This window comes from Butyricicoccus sp. AM05-1, from assembly GCF_003474415.1.
Taxonomy (GTDB): Bacteria; Bacillota; Clostridia; order Oscillospirales; family Butyricicoccaceae; genus Agathobaculum; species Agathobaculum butyriciproducens.
In genome coordinates, this window is sequence record NZ_QUDG01000008.1 from 1 (window position 1) to 15,347 (window position 15,347).

At 55.4% G+C, this 15,347-nt stretch carries 14 protein-coding genes and 3 pseudogenes; 7 read left to right on the forward strand and 10 right to left on the reverse strand.

Annotation, left to right across the window (positions count from 1 at the left end; translation table 11 throughout):
- Positions 1 to 598: 598 nt before the first annotated feature.
- Positions 599 to 1,189: a GerMN domain-containing protein gene (locus DW088_RS11020; protein WP_118360759.1), complete on the forward strand. Its 591-nt coding sequence runs from the start codon at positions 599 to 601 to the stop codon at positions 1,187 to 1,189.
- Positions 1,190 to 1,233: 44 nt separating this feature from the next.
- Here DW088_RS11020 and thiE read toward each other — a convergent pair whose 3' ends face one another.
- Genes thiE through DW088_RS11045 form a run of 5 tightly spaced genes read right to left on the reverse strand, consistent with a single transcriptional unit; the run spans position 1,234 to position 4,206 of the window.
- Positions 1,234 to 1,866: a thiamine phosphate synthase gene (gene thiE, locus DW088_RS11025; protein ID WP_118360760.1), complete on the reverse strand. Its 633-nt coding sequence runs from the start codon at positions 1,864 to 1,866 to the stop codon at positions 1,234 to 1,236.
- Positions 1,867 to 1,886: 20 nt separating this feature from the next.
- A complete protein-coding gene (locus DW088_RS11030) occupies positions 1,887 to 2,441 on the reverse strand; it encodes a DUF6652 family protein (RefSeq protein ID WP_118360761.1) in 555 nt (184 codons plus the stop codon).
- Between the two features lie 33 nt (positions 2,442 to 2,474).
- Complete coding sequence (locus tag DW088_RS11035) at positions 2,475 to 3,197, reverse strand: nitrilase-related carbon-nitrogen hydrolase (RefSeq protein ID WP_158574676.1); 723 nt, start codon at positions 3,195 to 3,197, stop codon at positions 2,475 to 2,477.
- A complete protein-coding gene (locus DW088_RS11040) occupies positions 3,194 to 3,670 on the reverse strand; it encodes a YbaK/EbsC family protein (protein ID WP_118360763.1) in 477 nt (158 codons plus the stop codon). The genes DW088_RS11035 and DW088_RS11040 overlap by 4 nt, the downstream gene beginning before the upstream one ends.
- A gap of 5 nt (positions 3,671 to 3,675) precedes the next feature.
- Positions 3,676 to 4,206 carry a DUF1836 domain-containing protein gene (locus DW088_RS11045; protein WP_117492121.1) on the reverse strand — a complete coding sequence of 177 codons (531 nt, stop codon included), beginning with the start codon at positions 4,204 to 4,206 and terminating at the stop codon, positions 3,676 to 3,678.
- A gap of 196 nt (positions 4,207 to 4,402) precedes the next feature.
- On the opposite strand from DW088_RS11045, the gene DW088_RS11050 reads away from it, so the two are divergent.
- The 4 genes from DW088_RS11050 to rbr all read left to right on the forward strand — a co-directional run bounded on the left by DW088_RS11050 (position 4,403) and on the right by rbr (position 7,768).
- On the forward strand, positions 4,403 to 5,368 hold the full coding sequence (locus tag DW088_RS11050; RefSeq protein ID WP_118360764.1) for a polysaccharide deacetylase family protein: 966 nt from the start codon (positions 4,403 to 4,405) through the stop codon (positions 5,366 to 5,368).
- Positions 5,369 to 5,769: 401 nt separating this feature from the next.
- Complete coding sequence (trhA, locus tag DW088_RS11055) at positions 5,770 to 6,423, forward strand: PAQR family membrane homeostasis protein TrhA (protein ID WP_118360765.1); 654 nt, start codon at positions 5,770 to 5,772, stop codon at positions 6,421 to 6,423.
- Positions 6,424 to 6,772: 349 nt separating this feature from the next.
- Positions 6,773 to 7,156, forward strand: coding sequence for a Fur family transcriptional regulator (locus tag DW088_RS11065; protein ID WP_118360766.1), 384 nt, complete (start codon positions 6,773 to 6,775; stop codon positions 7,154 to 7,156).
- Positions 7,157 to 7,228: 72 nt separating this feature from the next.
- A complete protein-coding gene (gene rbr, locus DW088_RS11070) occupies positions 7,229 to 7,768 on the forward strand; it encodes a rubrerythrin (RefSeq protein WP_110437340.1) in 540 nt (179 codons plus the stop codon).
- Positions 7,769 to 8,001: 233 nt separating this feature from the next.
- On the opposite strand, the pseudogene DW088_RS11075 reads toward rbr, so the two are convergent.
- The 5 genes and pseudogenes from DW088_RS11075 to nth form a co-directional block, all read right to left on the reverse strand.
- Positions 8,002 to 8,403 (reverse strand): annotated as a pseudogene (locus DW088_RS11075) (pyridoxal-phosphate dependent enzyme); the annotation flags it as partial.
- Complete coding sequence (gene trpD, locus DW088_RS16750; RefSeq protein WP_118360767.1) at positions 8,400 to 9,773, reverse strand: anthranilate phosphoribosyltransferase; 1,374 nt, start codon at positions 9,771 to 9,773, stop codon at positions 8,400 to 8,402. The pseudogene DW088_RS11075 and the gene trpD, both read right to left, overlap by 4 nt.
- 117 nt (positions 9,774 to 9,890) lie before the next feature.
- Positions 9,891 to 10,052: pseudogene (locus tag DW088_RS11085) on the reverse strand (glutamine amidotransferase-related protein); the annotation flags it as partial.
- Positions 10,052 to 11,146 (reverse strand): annotated as a pseudogene (locus DW088_RS16625) (anthranilate synthase component I family protein). The pseudogenes DW088_RS16625 and DW088_RS11085, both read right to left, overlap by 1 nt.
- Before the next feature lie 459 nt (positions 11,147 to 11,605).
- The gene (nth, locus tag DW088_RS11100; RefSeq protein WP_118360770.1) at positions 11,606 to 12,244 is read right to left on the reverse strand and encodes an endonuclease III; all 639 of its coding nucleotides are present in this window, start codon (positions 12,242 to 12,244) and stop codon (positions 11,606 to 11,608) included.
- Between the two features lie 210 nt (positions 12,245 to 12,454).
- Here nth and glyA point away from each other — a divergent pair, with 210 nt between their 5' ends.
- Both glyA and DW088_RS11110 read left to right on the forward strand, forming a co-directional pair.
- Positions 12,455 to 13,696 (forward strand): serine hydroxymethyltransferase, encoded by a 1,242-nt coding sequence (glyA, locus tag DW088_RS11105; RefSeq protein WP_118360771.1) that lies wholly within the window; start codon positions 12,455 to 12,457, stop codon positions 13,694 to 13,696.
- Between the two features lie 223 nt (positions 13,697 to 13,919).
- A complete protein-coding gene (locus DW088_RS11110) occupies positions 13,920 to 15,266 on the forward strand; it encodes a glucose-6-phosphate isomerase (RefSeq protein WP_118360772.1) in 1,347 nt (448 codons plus the stop codon).
- The last annotated feature ends 81 nt before the right edge of the window (positions 15,267 to 15,347 follow it).

Below are 15,347 nucleotides of genomic sequence, written 5' to 3' on the forward strand. Positions count from 1 at the left end.
AGGATAAATTGCACCGAACGCCTAATCCGTAGGTGCTGTCCGCAAACGCCAGACTTACGAGTTGCGCGACACTGTTATGTCGCGCCTGCTGGAAGTAGCCGACCTGTGTAGCAGAACGGTATCTGACACTGCGAACAGGTTGCTCAAGAGGACGGACTCCGAAGGTAGTTCGTCCTCAGCAGAGAAAAAATCCTCTGCCGTTCCCCTATTTCGCAGCGGTCACATGTCGGCAATCTGCGCCAGACCCTCCAAGGGAAAGGGGTGATTCACAAGAGGGTGGAAACCGTAGGTGTCTACCCTCTTGTGCCCCCGCCGGGTAGGCGCACGCCCCGCTGAGGTTCAGCGGAAAACTCTCCGCCCGGAAAGGGCGAACCCGCCTGTGGCAGTTCGCGTCCCCCGCTCAGCCGGTGCTGAAAACAAGCTGCCGCCCGGAAGGGGCGAACACGCCTGCGGCAGTTCGAGCCCCCCGCTTAGCCGGTGCTGAAAAAGGCTGCCGCCCAAACCGGGGCAAAAAGCCGCCGTTTGTTAACAGTATATCCCTTGTATTTTCCCGTCTGGCTTGATACAATAAGCTTGTAAGAGAAAGGAGGCGTTTACAATGAAACGCTCAAAAGTTATTATAGCCGTAATTGCGATCATTGCAGTAGTCGCCGCAGCCTGTGTATATGGATATGTCCGCAGCAAGCCCGCCGATGAGCCGGAAAAGCCTGCTGTTACCAAGCCGGAGAACCCGACCACGCCGGACGACAGCAATTCCGGCAAACCGTCCGATTCCAAGACAAATGAACCTGCCGTACAGCCGGAAAACCCCAATCCGAGCGGCACGGAATCGGTCACGATCTACGTTCCGGATGAACAGGGCGAAACGCTCACGCCGACCGGCGCAGACGCGAAGGACGACTCCGACCAGTCGCTCGTGGACGCACTCATCGCCGCAAGCTCTCTGCCCGAGGGCGTCAAGGTGCAGTCCTCGTCACTCGAGAACGGCACGCTCACGCTCGACATGAATGCCGCCTTCGGTGAGGCGATCCGCGCCTCCGGCACCGCCGGTGAAACGCTCAAGATCTACGCACTGGTCAACACGTTCGCGCAGGCGCGCGGCGCAACCGCAGTGCTCATCACCGTGGACGGCAAGGTGCTCGAAAGCGGACATGAGGTCTACGATTACGCGATCGAACCAAACAACTGACCTGCAAAAGAAAAGCTCCGAAACGCCTGTTTCGGAGCTTTTTCTTACTTATTCATCATTTTCAGGAATTTTTCCTTGATATACGCAGCTGCCGCGCACGGATCGTCTGCCTTCATGACGGCAGAGACCACGGCGATGCCCTTGATGGGGCTGTCGGCCAGCACGTCCATGTTATCCGCGTTCAGGCCGCCGATGGCAACCACCGGAATCGGGACCGCGCGGCACACATCGTTCAGCACGGAGACCGGCGTAACCTTGGTGGTAACGTGGGTGGTCGTCGGGTAAATGGCGCCGGTGCCGAGGTAATCCGCGCCGTCGTTGTACGCGGCAACGGCCGCTTCGACCGTCTTGGCAGTTGCGCCGACGATCTTATCCGGGCCGAGCAGCCTGCGGCAGACTGCCACCGGCAGGTCGCTCGCGCCGACGTGCACGCCGGCCGCATCGCAGGCAATGGCAACGTCCACACGGTCGTCGATGATGAGCGGCACGCTGTAGCGGTCGGTGACGGACTTGACCTGCTGCGCCAGCTCAAGGTAGCTGCGTCCGCCGGTGTCCTTCTCGCGGAGTTGAATGAGCGTTGCACCGCCCCTGCACGCCTCGTCCACCGCGCGGAGCAGGGTCTCGGTCGTGTGGTAGGTACTGTCCGTAATGACATACAATGTAGGATCAAACTGCATGATGATACTCCTTTTTTAACTTATTGTGCCGTTTCGCATTCTTTTACCGTCTTGCGAATGAAAAACAGGCTAATGACATCAACAACGTAAATAAATTGGGAAATGACCTGCAGGACTGCGGTTCCGGTGCTGATTTTGCCCTGCCTGCGCGCATACAGGATGAGCGCAATACAGTAGCCGGACGAGGCCATCATGGCAAACCAGGCAACCAGCATTTGTAAGAGCACGACCGGCAGCGTCATCGGGAAAATCAGCGTAAACATGCCGTAAATCATGCCGAAAAAGAAATTCAGCAGGAACATTGGAATCGCGATGCACTTCATTGCAATGATGCAGCGCCACAGCGTCTGCCGCACCGCCGGGTCGGACAGCCGCCTGTACATCACAGCAGCGCAAATCAGATTGCAGATTGCCAACGGCCCAATAAGCAGCCAGAACAGGAATAATCCCATCTGAAATATGTCCTTATCCGTTCCTTGCGCCACAAAAGCGCACAGAAATTCGCCTGCATACGACAGCGCCAGGCCGACAAAGCAAACGATTTCACAGATGCTGAAAAACCTTGCAGCCTTCATTCGCTCTCCCCTTTCACTGCATGTTAATTTTCATCAATTGATTTTCACGATAAGCAAATTCTGCTCTTCCCCGAGTTCACCGAGCGCGGTGCCGTCCGGCTGAAACGCCATGCTGTGCCCGACAAATTTTCCGGGCGCATACTGATCTGCACCGAGCACGGTCAGACCGTTCTCGATGGCTCGCGCGCACAGCAGGGTGCGCCAGTGCAGCAGCTTGTTCTCGCCCTGCACCCAGCCCGCCGGAACGAACAGCGTCTCGGCGCCGCGCGCCTTCTGCTCGGCGGCAAGCGCCGGAAACCGAAGCTCGAAGCAGGTAATGATACCCAGTTTTCCGACAGGTGTCTCGATGGGCGAAAACGGCTTGTCCCCTGCCCGGCACTCATCGGATTCCCGATAGCCGAACGCATCGTACAAACGGTTCTTGCGGTGCGTTCCGCGCAGGCGGCCGCGGTCGTCAAGAACCGCAATCGTGTTGTACGGCAGACCGTCCGTGCGCTCGTACATGCCTGCGGCAATCCACAGGCCGTATCTCCGGCAAAGCTCACCGAGCGCAATAATGAACGCGCCGTCACACGGCTCTGCGGCCTCGATATTTTTCGACCGTGCGTTCACTTTTGCGTAATACATGCTGTATTCCGGTAAAAACAGCATTTTTGCTTCATTTTCCGCCGACTTTTGTGCAAGGCGTTCTATTTCCCTGAGATTGGCATTTTTGTCCTCTCCGGCGCTGAACTGCCCGATGGCAACCGTGCTCACGCCTCTCTCCAGCCCTTGCAGATGTCCACCCATGCCTTGAAACTGGAGAATTTCTCCAGTTCCGGGATGGTGACCTCGATGGCTGAGTTAGACGAGCCGCACGCCGGGAATACCGTCTCGAACCGTCGGAGCGATTCATCGAGATAGACCGTTACGCCGTCGTTCACACCGAACGGGCACACGCCGCCGACCGCATGGCCGATCTCCGTCTCGACCTCCTCAAACGCGAGCATCCGCGCCTTGCAGCCGAACCGCGCCTTGTACTTCGGGTTGTCGATCTTGGTGTCGCCTGCCGCAACGATGAGGATCACGCCGTCATTCGTGCGGAACGACAGCGTTTTTGCGATGCGTGCCGGTTCGCAGTGGGCAGCTTCGGCGGCCAGCTCCACGGTCGCGCTGGACACCGGGAATTCGATCACGCGATCCTCTGCGCCGAACTGACGCAGATACGCTTTTGCTTTTTCGATGGACATGGATCTCAATCTCCTTCTGTCTGCTGCGGGATATCGTCGATCATGCTTTCGCACAGCCGACGTAAATAATTTGCAATTTCGCTGAGCGCAAGGCATGTGCACAGCCGCTCCTCCGGGTCATCCGGCGTCTCGGGCAGCTGGGCGGTCAGCAGCGGTGGAATGGCTTCGCGCATGCGCTTCTTGTCCGCGAGCAGATGCTCGTAGCACGCCGCAAAGTCCACATCGTCCCGACCGGTCAATGCCTTCACATCGTTTAAGCGCAGCGTCTGCTTCAAATGGTACACGCAGAGCAGCTGCATGATTTGCTGGCGCGTGTATTTTTTGCCCTTCACCGGCGTCATAAGCCCTTCCTTGACGTAGTTGTTGACCATGGTTTTTGTCAGCAGCTTATCCTCCGGCGTGCGCTTGCTGCCCGATAAGCACTGATCGAACAGCGTCAGCACCTGATCCATATACAGGTCAAGCTGCGGCACCTCGTCGGGCATGATATCGCGGTCGGCAAAGACCGCTTCTATGGTTTTCTCCAGCCGCGGCATGGCGTTCACCTCATCTTTTTACAAAATATTAACAATTGCAACATTGAACAGAAACACGCAATTTTTCGTCTGTCCATGCAGCCTGCAATGCTATTATTATAAGCCTTTTGCGCGCTTCACGCAAGAGTTATGCCGCTCGACAAACCCACTATATTATGGTATACTGAACGAACAATAAGCGGTAGGAGGCTTACATATGAAAAAATTCTGGCAACGCCTGGTTCTTTTCGGACTGACAGGTGCATTTTTTGTATCCTGCATCAGCTGCAGCGCGGCAAATACTGCCTCGAAGGTTCCGATTCTGATGTACCACAACCTGACGAACGACCCGTCCGCCGTGACGAGCATGACCATCACCGGCGAGCGGTTTCAGGAGGACATGGAATATCTGGAATACAACGGCTACACGCCGCTGCTCTCCTCGGATTTGATCGACATCCGAGCCGGAAGGGAGTCCATGCCCGAGCGGCCGGTCATGATCACCTTTGACGACGGTTATCGCTCCAATTACGATATTGCGTACCCGATTCTGCAGAAAACCGGCATGAAAGCCGTCATTGCACTGATCGGCAAAAGCATCCGCGCAAACGACAACACGGAAGCGAACCGCTTTTTCCTCAAGTGGGACGAGGCAGCCGAAATGGCTGACAGCGGTCTGGTAGAGCTGGGTTCTCATACCTACAACCTGCACAACCCGCAGTACGGCGGACTGACCGCACCGGACGGCATCAACGGCATCCAGCGGCTGAAGGGCGAGTCGCAGGCGGCGTATAACAAGCGCGTCGGCGAGGACCTCAAGCAGAGCATCGACCTCATCACGCAAAATACCAGCCAGAAAAACGTGCTGTTTTTCGCATATCCGTTCGGCGCGCGCGACGAGTGGATGCAGCCGCTGCTGCAAAAAAACGGTATTCAGGTCAGCGTGCTGACCAACACCGGAACGGCGTCTATTCAGCGCAAATTGACCGATCTGCCGCGTTACCGCATCACGATGGACACCAAACTGAGCGATATTCTTCCGGCGAACCCGAACGCCTCGCACGATATTACCGTGCGGGCGCACATGCCGACCATGATAAAAAATGAAAAAATCCGGCAGGAAGTCGCCCGGCATCTTCCCGCACAGGAGAGAACCATAAAGATTCCGAAATCGTATACCTGATTGCCCAAGCACTGTCTTTGATTAACAAAGACGGTGCTTGAGACTGTCGAAAAACTTTGTTTTCCGAACAGCCTCTCGCTCGAAACCACGCTTTCGAGCGAATCTCGAAGAAAAACCGCGTCCTGCGGACACATTTTTTCTTCCCTTGTATAAATTCCGAGATACATGCTCCCGGCATTTATGAATTTGCAAAGCAAATTCGATTGAATGTGTGCTGCCGCACGAAGCATAAAAATCGAATATTGCTTTTTCGACAAGCTGAAGCACTGTCTTTGATTAACAAAGACGGTGCTTTTTTCATGGTGACAATTTGGAGAAAGCACTTGCAATTTTCAGAAAATGTGGTATCATAACAGATGTGATATAGTTTTTAACTCTACATAGCAAAAGGAGGAGTTTGTATGCCTCGTGCATTTCTCAAGGCCCGTGAGCCGTTTTCCAGTTACTCTCATTTCATCGGTGCGGTGCTCAGCGGCGCCGGACTGTTCGTGCTGCTCGTGCGGCTGCTGTTCGATTCGTCCGTCACCGGCTCGCTGGCGGCTGCTGCCGTGGTGTTCTGCCTGTCGCTGATCGCGCTGTACTCCGCAAGCAGCGTGTACCATTTCTCCGGCCGCGGCGAAGCCGTCCTGCGGCGGCTGAAAAAGCTCGACCACAGCATGATCTATGTGCTGATTGCGGGCAGCTATACGCCGATTATTCTCAAATTCATGCCTGCGCCGCGCTGCTATGTCTTTCTCGGCGTGATCTGGCTGATTGCGCTGACCGGCATTGCCATCAAGCTGCTGTGGATTGACGCGCCGCGTCTCATCGGCACCGCGCTGTACCTCGCGCTCGGCTGGGCGATCGCGTTTGATTTCGGAGTTGTGCTGTCCATGCCCTCGCCTGCCATTGCCCTTCTGGCTGCCGGAGGTCTGGCGTATACGGTCGGCGGCGTGATCTATATCGCAAAAAAGCCGAATCTCGGACTGATGATCGGGTTTCATGAGCTGTTTCATCTGTTCGTAATCGTCGGCAGTGTTTGTCATTATCTGATGGTGTTTCTTTATGTACTATAACAAACGAGCCGTGAATCTTCATGTGATTCACGGCTCGTTTTTGTTTTCATCCGCACCCGGCAAACCATTTTTATTACTGCTATGGCGGAACACTCCATAATTCGGATACTTTATCCACGGATAATCCGGCTCTGTACCATAATTATTCCGTATATATTTTTTCTAACTCCGTTCGATTCATACTGCCATCTCCATTCCCCGGTTTATATTACTCTCCGTATCGCCTGCAACCTTTTCAAAATCTCCTCCCATACATTATTCAAAAAAGTATTTCTTACCGATTGACAAAAATACAAATTTACAATATACTCTTAATTAAGAAGTAATACTAATAAAGGAGGTGCATTTTATGCAGACCAGAAACACCATTCAGCGTCAGATTGTATTGCAGGCAGTGAATCAGCTGCACAACCACCCTACCGCGGATGCGATTTATGCCTTTATCGCGGCGCAGCACCCGACCATCAGCAAGGCCACGGTTTACCGCAATCTGAACCAGCTGGCAGCTCAGGGCGAGATTTTGCGCGTGCCTGTGCCGACCGGTGCCGATCACTTTGATTTCAACATCAAGCCGCATTATCATGTGCGGTGCACCAAGTGCGGCGGCGTTTTTGATGTATTTATGCCGCCTGTCACCGATCTCATCGACCGCGTGGAGGATTCCTCCGGCGTGGAGCTGCATCGGTACGAAATTCTGTTCGAGGGTATTTGCAGCGCTTGCAGGAAAGACTAAAAGAGCAGTCAGAACGGTCTGACCGTCAAGGGAGACTGGAAGAATAAGAAAAGTGGAGAAAGGATAACTGTTATGGCAGAACTCAAGGGCACCCGCACCGAAGCAAACCTGCAGACCGCATTCGCAGGAGAATCCATGGCACGCAACAAGTACACGTTCTTTGCCTCCAAGGCGAAAAAGGACGGCTATGTGCAGATTGCGAAAATTTTCGAGGAGACCGCTGCAAACGAGAAGGAGCACGCGAAAATCTGGTTCAAGCTGCTCAACGGCGGCATTGATGACACCGCCGCCAACCTCAAGGCTGCCGCAGAGGGCGAAAACTACGAGTGGACCGACATGTACGCTACCTTCGCCAAAGAGGCGCGTGAGGAGGGCTTCGACCACATCGCGGACCTGTTTGAGATGGTCGGCGCGATCGAAAAGGAGCACGAGGAACGCTACCGCAGGCTGCTCAAGAATGTCGAGGACAAGCTGGTCTTTTCCCGCGACGGCGACTGCGTATGGCAGTGCTCCAACTGCGGACATATCGTTGTCGGCAGACAGGCGCCGGAGGTCTGCCCGGTTTGTGCACATCCTAAAGCCTACTTTGAACTCAAGGCTGACAATTACTAATTGAAAATGGAGAATGGAGAATGAACCTTTTGATTTACCATTCTCCATTTTATTTACGAATGTGCAAACGGGTTGGGAAACGGCGGGATGAGGTCATCCCGCCCTGCGATAACATGAACAATCAACGCAAAACATTACACCATAATCAATATGAAACGAGGGAGAAACAACCGTTTCCCCCTCATTTTTGTTTAGTTTGCGGAGCGTACTGCGTCCTTCATGCTCTTGACGTACTCCTTGACGTGCGGCACGCAGTCCCTGCCCATGAGAGCGGCAGCGGTCGCGGTCGCAACGCCGTGCTGACCGGCGCCGCTCTCTGCGATCAGACGGGTCTTGCCCATCTTTTTCGCCAGCAGCGCCTGACCGAGCACGTTGTTGATTTTATGGGCGCCCGTGTGGTTCAAATCCTCGCGTTTGAGGTAGATCTTCGCACCGCCGAGGTCGCGGGTCATATGCTCCGCAAAGTACAGGCGCGACGGACGGCCTGCGTAGTTGTTCAGCAGCTCGGTCAGCTCTGCGTTGAATTCCGGATCGTTCTTATAGTGGTTGTAGGCTTCCTCCAACTCGATAACCGCGTTCATCAGCGTTTCCGGCATGTACTGACCGCCGTGTACGCCAAAACGTCCCTTGCTCATTGGTTTGCTCCTTTCACAAGCGCCGATACGCGGCGCATCTTGTCAATATCCTTTACATCGTCCGTTTCAATGCCGCTGGACAGGTCGAGCGCATACGCGACGGTCTGTGCGGCTCTTTGGACGTTGGTTTCATTCAGCCCGCCCGCGAGAAAATACGGGTGGTTTACCTGCCCGATCAGCGACCAGTCGAACGTCTTGCTGCTGCCGCCGTAGGCGTGCTTCACATAGGTAGCCAACAGCAGATAATCCACCGGCAGGGTGTCCGCCTGCTCAATGTCGCGGTGGGTCTCCACGCGCACCGCGTAGACGATGGGCGCGTTCGTCAGCTTCCTCAGCCTGTTTATATAATGTAAGCTCTCGCCGCCGTGCAGCTGGATAATGTCGATAACCTCATCGCGCACGAGCGCGGCAATATGCTCCGGCTCGTCGTTTACGAACACGCCGACCGCCTTGATGTGCGGGTCAAGGTGCTCCTTGAGCCGCGCCGCGTCTAAATCCGATACATGCCGGCGGCTCTCCGCGAACACAAAGCCGATGAAATCGGGTTTTACTTTGTTTGCGGCTTCGATATCCGCTTTGCGGGTCAGTCCGCAGCATTTCAGCTTCATTTTACCGCCTCCCGCAGGGCATCGAGCGCCTGTTTCTGATCTGCGGCACGCATGAGGTACTCGCCTACCAGAACGGCATCCGCACTGGTCTTTCGCAGTGCCGCCGCCGCAGACCACCATGCCGCGCGTTACGCCGAGGTTGGAGAGCACCTGCGCCATCGGCATGACCAGATTTTCGTCATACACGCCGAGCAGCTGCATCGTCGCGCGCGCCGGATTGGACAGCGGGCCGAGCACGTTGAAGATGGTGCGCTCGCCCATGCCCTTGCGGATGGGAGCCACGTTCTTCATCGACTTATGATAGCCCTGTACGAACAGGAAGCAGATGCCGGTGTCCGCAAGCACCTTCTCGTTCTGCTCGGGAGACAGAGAAAGGACAACGCCCAGTTCCTCGAGCACGTCAGCCGCGCCCGACTTGGACGAAACCGACCGGTTGCCGTGCTTTGCAACCGGCACACCGCCTGCCGCCGCCACGAATGCGGCGGTCGTGGAGATGTTGAACGAGCCGACTTCGTCACCGCCGGTACCGACAATGTCCATGACCGCGCCCTTCGGCTCAATGTGCGCGCCCTTTTCGCGCATGACCTCGGCGCAGGCGGTAATCTCGGTGATGGTTTCGCCCTTCATGCGGAGCGCCGTCAGCAGGGTTGCCATTTCGATGTCGGTCGCGGTGCCGTCCATCATTTCCTCCATTGTTGCACGAGCGATGGTGTAGTCCAAATCACGACCGTTGATCGCTTCGTGAATTGCAAGCTGAATCATTATATATCGACCTTTCTATTACATCTATTATATCATTACTAATTGATATCTTCTCCGTAGGGCAGCCCGCCCTACGGTTCTGGTCAAACTTTACATAGACAGAAAGTTTTTCATATAGCCAGGACCCGGAGAAAGAATGATGTGCGAGGGATTCAGTCCCTCTATTTCGCTGACGGTGAGCGCGTCATTGCGGACAACGCGCATATCCGGCTCGATAGCCGCCGCCTGCTGAAACAGGTTATAGGAAAAAGAATCGTAATTGTCGATCAGGAGAATCATTATCCGTCTACCTCCGATGCACGCTCGATGGCGTTCATAACTGCCTTTGCCTTGTTTGCGCTTTCCATATACTCGTTATACGGCACGGAATCCGCGACGATGCCGCCGCCCGCCTGTACGGTCACGATGCCGTCCTTCTTGGCAGCCATGCGGATGGCGATGCAGGTATTCCATATTGCCGGTGAAATCCAGATAGCCGAGTGCGCCGCCGTACACGCCGCGCGGCTCGCTCTCCTGCTCCTCGATGATCTCGCAGGCGCGGATCTTGGGTGCGCCGGACAGGGTGCCCGCCGGAAGCACCGCTTCGATGGCGTCGCACGCGTCGTACTTTTCGTCAATGTCGCCCTCGACCTGAGAGCAGATATGCATGATTTTAGAATACCGGTGTATCATCATGTAATCGGTGACTTCGACCGTGCCGATCTTGGAAACTCTACCGAGGTCATTGCGGCCCAGATCGACCAGCATGTTATGCTCGGAAAGTTCCTTCTCATCGGCAAGCAGCTCGTTCTCGAGCGCCTTGTCCTCCTCCGGCGTTTTGCCGCGCGGACGAGAGCCGGCCACCGGGAAGGTGGTCAGGCGGCCGTTATCCAGTCGGACGAGCGTTTCCGGAGAGGAACACATGATCTCGTCCCCATCAGATGTATTCGCGGGTTTTCTCCACGATGTCGGCGTACTGCGCCTCGGTGACGTTGCAGGTGAAGTTCGGCTTGCTGGTGACTTTGAGCGGCGGAAGCGGGGTCTGGTCGTTGATCAGCGCCGCCATGCCCTCGAGTGCCGCACACGCCTTGCCGTAATTCTCCATCACGCTGTCGGTCTTCATGTTGACCACGAGCACGATCTTCGCCCTCAAGCGTTACCGCGCCGTTTTTGCAAGTCGCACGGAGGATCGGGTCGTAGCCGAGAAACGAGTAGCGCGCCCATTTTTCGCCGCCCTCGACGCTCTCCAGCAGGAAAAAGCGGTCGGAACGCGTCTGCAGGCGGCGCAGCAGCGAAATCGGCGTTGTCATATCGGCGTAGATCTCGCGGCAGACCGGAATGGTCGTATACTCCTTCGCGAGTTCTAAAATCTCATCACAGCTTGGCGTAATCATTGTGTTTTCCTCCATCTGCATAACAAGCGCGGTAAAAACCGTATTCATCGGGTTTTATCTGTTGGGTTCGTGCAAGCGTCGTAGACGCAATAAAAAAGGCTCTTGTCTCACGATACAAACGTATCATGGGACAAAAGCCTGTTACTTCTGCGGTACCACCCAAATTGGCGTACAAAAACGTCCACTCTGTCGTGTGCAAACACACACGCTCCCATGATAACGGCGGGAATCCCGTCAGCCATACTCTCCCTGCGGATTTGAGGCTGCCCTCACAAGTCCATTCAGCAACGTCCTCTGCTGCTCTCCTCACACCACCGGAAAGCTCTCTGAAAGCGCAGTCTTGCTCTTACTCACTCTTGTTCTGCGGTTTTGCTTTTTCTGAAATCAGTATATTCCTACGATGAAAATTTGCCAAGTGGATTTTCTGTGTTTTTTCGCAAATCCCACTTTTTCTCTATGTTATTTCGCAATGGGATACGACGGGCACACCGCACCGAGCGGACAGCCCTCGCACTTCGGGCTGCGGGCGGTGCAGTGCTCGCGGCCGAACAGCACCAGCCGGTGGCAGAAGTCGGACGATTCCGCCGGGTTGAGCAGCTTTCGCAGGGCATTTTCGACCTTTACCGGGTCCTTCTCGTTCTTGACAAAGCCCAGCCGGTTGGACAGCCTGATGCAGTGCGTATCGCACACAATGGCCGGTTTGCCGAAAATATCCCCGAGGATGAGGTTGGCGGTCTTGCGGCCGACGCCCGGGAGCTTGAGCAGCTCCTCCATGGTATCCGGCACCTTGCCGCCGTAATTGGCAATCAGCATCATGGCGCACGCCTTGAGGTCGCGCGCTTTGGTGCGGAACAGGCCGCAGGTCTTGATGGCCTCGGCAATCTCCTCCTCGGACGCATCCGCGAAGCTCTGCAGGGTCGGAAACTGCTTGAATAATTTTTCTGTCACAATATTGACGCGCGCGTCCGTGCACTGCGCGGAAAGCCGGGTGGCGAACAGCAGTTCATAATCGTGTGTATAATGCAGGGCGCAGACCGCCTCCGGATAGACGGTTTTCAACAGCTCGGTAACGGTGGCGGCACGTTCTTTCTTAGTCATTTTGTTATCCTCTCTCCACAAGTTTTCCTACGATAATTGTAGCATATCGTCGAAAAAAGGGCAACTGTTTGCACAAAAATGCACAATGTAACAATTTCACTATAAACTGCTAAAGCGTTAACGCAAAAATCAGATGTTTGTCAATAGATTCCATGCGAAAAATGTGGTTTAATTATAATAGTAAATTCTTATCCGGCAGGAGGCTGTATCATGGTTCGTCAAGCAATGGACTTCGTGACAGCGTTCGACCCCGAACTCGGACGTATGATCGAAGCGGAATACAAACGACAGGCGCGCAACATTGAGTTGATCGCCTCGGAAAACATAGTCAGCGAGGCTGTTATGGCGGCAATGGGCAGCGTGCTGACCAACAAGTACGCCGAAGGCTATCCCGGCAAGCGCTACTACGGCGGCTGCGAATGCGTTGATGAGGTGGAAAACCTCGCCATCCACCGCGTGTGCCAGCTGTTCGGCGCGAAATACGCGAACGTGCAGCCGCACTCGGGCGCGCAGGCGAACATGGCGGTCTATCAGGCGCTGTGCAAGCCGGGTGATACCGTGCTCGGCATGAGCCTGGACAACGGCGGTCACCTGACCCACGGCTCGCCGGTCAATCAGTCCGGCCTGCTGTACAACATCGTGCCCTACGGCGTGGATGAGAACGGTCTCATTGACTATGATGCGCTCCGTGCCCTTGCAAAAAAGGAGCAGCCGAAGATGATCATCGCCGGTGCGTCCGCGTACCCGCGCGCCATCGACTTTGCAAAATTCGCCGAAATCGCACACGAGGTCGGCGCGTACCTGTTCGTTGACATGGCGCACATTGCCGGTCTGGTAGCTGCCGGTCTGCACCAGAGTCCGGTTCCCTACGCGGATGTCGTCACCACCACCACGCACAAGACGCTGCGCGGTCCGCGCGGCGGCGTCATCCTGACGAACGATGAGGAGCTGGCGAAGAAATTTGACAAGGCCATCTTCCCCGGCACACAGGGCGGCCCGCTCGAGCATGTCATCGCCGCAAAGGCGGTCTGCTTCGGTGAGGCACTCAAGCCGGAGTTCAAGGCATATCAGCAGAATGTTGTCACCAATGCCCGCGTGCTCGCGGACGCACTCCGGAAGCAGGGCTTCGATCTGGTCGGCGGCGGCACGGACAACCACCTGATGCTCATTGACCTGCGAAAGACCGGCGTGACCGGCAAGGAGCTGCAGCGCCGTCTGGACGAGGTATACATCACTGCCAACAAGAATGCCATCCCGAACGACCCGGAAAGTCCGTTCGTCACCTCGGGTATGCGCATCGGCACGCCCGCTGTCACCACCCGCGGCTTCGGTGCGCCGGAGATGCTCCGCATTGCCGAGTTCATCTGGCAGGCCGCAACCGATTTCGACAACAAGGCAAACGATATCCGCCGAAATGTACGCGATATCTGCGCAAATTTTCCAATTTACTAACAATTTTTGCCGATTCTCTACTATGGGAATCGGCTTTTTTGTTAGCTTTGTTCGGTTTGCATAATGCAAAATTACCTGTCAGAAACAGTCGAGCAGATAAAGTTTTTGTAAGGTTTGAACAAAATGCTTGCCTTTTTCCGTCAGTATGCTATACTTAGATACGAGAGGGAGAGCAAATCCCGCCAAATGGCTTGGAGGAAATAACAAAAGGGGAAATGCAGTAATGGGAATTAAACTGAAACTGACCGGTCTCCGGCGATTTGTCCGAACCGAGGCCGAGATTGCGGACTACACCGCGCAGGTCGCGGCAGCGCAGGACACGCTCGTGAACGGCACCGGCGCCGGAAACGATTTTCTTGGCTGGCTGAATCTGCCGGTGGATTATGACCGGGACGAGTTTGCGCGCATCAAGCAGGCGGCAAAGAAGATTCAGCAGACCTGCGATGTGCTGATCGTCATCGGCATCGGCGGCTCGTATTTAGGGGCACGGGCAGCCATCGAGTTCGTAAACGGTCAGTTCTACAACCAGACCCGCCCGGAGGGCATTCCGGAGGTGTACTTTGCCGGCAACAACATTTCGTCGTCCTACTTAAACGACATTATCAAGATGATCGGTGACCGCGATTTCTGCATTAACATCATCTCGAAGTCGGGCACGACCACCGAGCCTGCCATCGCCTTCCGCGAGCTGAAAAAGCTGTGCGAAAGCAAATACGGCAAGGAGGGGGCGCGCGAGCGCATTTTCGCCACGACGGATAAGGAGCGCGGCGCGCTCAAAAAGCTGGCGGATGACGAGGGCTACGAGACCTTTATTGTGCCGGATAACATCGGCGGCCGTTTCTCGGTGCTCACGCCGGTCGGTCTGCTGCCGATGGCTGCAGCCGGTCTGGATATTGACGCGGTGATGGCAGGCGCTGCCGCCTCCCGCGAGGACTATTCTCAGGGCTCCTTGCACGACTGCGCGCGCTATGCGGCACTGCGCAATCTGCTGCTGTTCAAGGGCAAGACCATGGAGATCATGGTAAACTACGAGCCGTCGCTCGTCATGCTCGGCGAATGGCTCAAGCAGCTGTTCGATGAGTCCGAGGGCAAGGACCATAAGGGTCTGTTCGTCACCTCGGCGAATTTCTCCACCGACCTTCATTCCATCGGTCAGTTTATTCAGGACGGCTCGCGCATCATGTTCGAGACCGTGCTGTGGGTCAAGGAGCCGCGCTCCGAGATTACCATCGAGCATACCGAAGAGGACATCGACGGCCTGAATTATCTGGCAGGTCAGACCGTACAGTACGTCAATCAGAAGGCGTACGAGGGCACGCTGATCGCCCATATGGACGGCGGCACACCGAATATCATCATTGAGATCGACCGCACGGATGCTTGGCATTTCGGCTATCTGGTCTACTTTTTCGAGAAGGCCTGCGGCATTTCGGGCTACCTGCTCGGCGTAAATCCGTTCAATCAGCCGGGTGTTGAGGATTATAAGAAGAATATGTTTGCACTTCTGGGCAGATCGGGTTTCGAGGAGCGGAGAAAATACCTTGAGGCTCGTGTCAAGCTGGAAGACTGATCGTCCCTTTTACCCTTTTTGTTGATGGGGTATAACTCCGGTGATTTCACTAAATCACGCACATAACCGATACTGGATACC